Origin of the sequence: Streptomyces triticirhizae, from assembly GCF_003696235.1 — a bacterium.
In the GTDB taxonomy this organism is placed as follows: domain Bacteria; phylum Actinomycetota; class Actinomycetes; order Streptomycetales; family Streptomycetaceae; genus Streptomyces; species Streptomyces triticirhizae.
In genome coordinates this window covers 1-2,419 of record NZ_RFFJ01000361.1, presented here as the reverse complement: position 1 = coordinate 2,419, position 2,419 = coordinate 1, and the positions used below count along the sequence as shown (strand labels likewise).

Sequence of the window (2,419 nt, the reverse complement as noted above, 5' to 3'; positions counted from 1 at the left end):
GCGCGCCTCGGGCGCCAGCCGCTCCGCCTGAAGGCGGCGGGCGTGCGCGGCCAGCGCGAGCGCGGCCCGGGTCACCGGCGAGCCCGGCGGCCCCTCGGCCAGCCCGGTCAGCAGCCCCGCACCCTCCGCCAGCGCCGCCGGGTCACGCATCGCCTCGTCCCGCCACACCAGGGCGCGCCCCAGCACCAGTTGGGCCGCCTCGCGCTCCTTTGACCCCGAGCCCGGCCCCGACCCCAGCCGGCCGTCCTCGGCCCGCTCGCGCGCCAACGCCTCGATCTCGGCCAGGAGTTGGGGATCGGCCTCGGCCCGGTGGAGGGCGGCCAGCTCCGCGAGCCAGGGGCCGTCGGCCCCGCCGCGCGGCCGGTCGATGGCCAGCGCCAGCGCGGCGGCCAGCGACTCCCGGTCGCCGCGCCGCTCGTGGTGCCGGCGCAGCGCGCCCAGCAGCGTGGCGCGGACGCCCGGGGCGTCGAGGCGACGGTCGGGATCGGCCGCCTCGACCCGGGCGAGGGGCTCGGCGGGCCGTTCTCCGGTGTGACCGGTCCGCGCCGCATCACCCCGTTGGGTCAGCTCGACGAGGAGCGCGCGGGCGAGCGCGGCGTCGATCGCGTCCCGCTCCTCCGGCGGGGGCGGGCGCTCCGTCCCCAGGCTGTGGACAAGGAGCGCGACGCCCCGGACGAACGCCGCGCCGTCGCCCTCCCGTTGGTGGACCTCCAGCAGCTGGAGCCCCAGGGAGCGTGGGAGTTGGTTGGGCGGCGGGGCGTCGATGAGGCGGTCGGCGGCGCGCAGGGCGAGGTCCAACGCCGCGCGCCAGCCCATGACCTGATGGGTCGTCAGTCCTACGTGGGCTCGGCCGACTTCGAGAACGGGACGCAGCGGGTGGGGCGTTGGCAGGGATTCCAGGGCGGTCTCGAACACGGCGCGCGCGGCGAGGAGTTGCTCCGGGTCGCGGTCGTGCGGGAAGCGGTCGAGCAGCGCCAGGCCGCGCGCCGCCGCCCGGTGCGCCACCTCCTCAGGGGCGGTTCCCGGCGGCGCCGGGTCGGGGTCGGTGGCCAGCGCCCCCTCCCACAGGGGTTCGTAACGGGCCGCCGCCGCGCGGAACTCCGCCGCATCGCCCGTCTCCCGGTGCCGGGCCTGGTGCCAGCGCCCGAGCGCCACCAGCGCGCCCGGGGCGTAACCCTCCCGGGCACACGCCGCGTCGAGCGCCTCCGCGTCGGCCTCGGCCGCCTCACCCAGCACGGCGGCGCGTTCCCCCGCCGCATGGCGCTCCAGCCGCGCCACCAGCGCCAACAGCGCGGCGCGCGCGCCCCGTTCACGCCCCCCGTCCCCACCGTCCACTCCGTTCCCGTCCCCTCGCACCGGCGCACCACCCGCGCACGCGCCTCCGCGCACGCGCACCGGCGGCGCCGGCCCTGGTGACGCTATCCGGCGAGGCCGTGCACGCGGTACTGCATCACCCGGTAGTTCTGGTCGTCGTACCACTGGCTCACGGCCAGCCGCAGGTCGTCGAACGACGAGCCGGGGAAGACGAATCCGCCGTACGGATGCGCGACGAGGTTGTCCCGCTCCTGCCCTGGCACGGTCGGCAGGATCACCGGCTGCTCCGGGGTGACGGTCAGGTCGGAGGTGGGCAGCGCGAAGACCTGGGCGCGGATGTCGAGCGGCTCCATGTTGAGCCAGGTCAGCACGTAACGGCCGCCCATCGCCCGGAAGCAGATCTCGCCCCTGCGGCGCACCCCGTTGACCGTGGTGGGCGCGTTGCCCCAGGCCCAGCCGCCGTTCGCGTACCCCCAGGGCTCGTAAGCGGCCGGGTCGCCGACGGCCTCGTGGGGAACGCGGTGCAGCAGCAGCCCGGAGGCGATGTCCCGGTTGAAGACGGAGGAGAGGACATAGCAGTAGCCGTCGTCGGCGACCGCGTACGTCTTCTGCTGGAACTGCCCGCCGTGCTGGTCGCCCGGCCACTGGCACAGGTACTCCCAGGTCTCGCCGTTGTCGGTGGAACGCCAGAAGTCCGAGTGGTGGGTCTGGAAGATCACCCCGCGCATCAGGTGTAGATAGAGGGTGTCGCCGATGGCGAAGACGTCGGAGGGGATCGCCGTCGTGCCGCCCTCGTGCCCCTCGGGCACCAGGCCGACCGCCTGGTCGCCGCCGACGCAGCCGTCGACGACCAGGGCGTCGAGGTCCGGGTTGGACGCGCGAAGCCCCACGGGAGAACGCCAGTTGGGACCGCCCACGCCGCCGCCGTCGAAGGTGTCGCCGCAGACCAGCAGCAGCGAGCCGTCCGGGCAGCGCACCGGGATGCCCAGGTCGGTCCAGGGCGCGGCGAACCGGCCGGTCTGCGCCGGGCCGGTGAGGTCGCCGACCTTGGCGCCGGTGACGGCGCGCGGCGCGGCGGGGGCGGACGGGGCGGGCGAACGGCTCG

1 protein-coding gene and 1 pseudogene are annotated in these 2,419 nt (G+C 76.4%); both read right to left on the bottom strand.

The annotated features are described in order from the left end of the window. A pseudogene (locus EBN88_RS29580) lies at positions 1-1,335 on the bottom strand (hypothetical protein); the annotation flags it as partial. 83 nt (positions 1,336-1,418) lie between these two features. Further along, positions 1,419-2,419 (bottom strand): DUF4185 domain-containing protein (locus EBN88_RS29575; protein ID WP_122400052.1); only part of this gene is annotated, 1,001 nt, incomplete at its 5' end.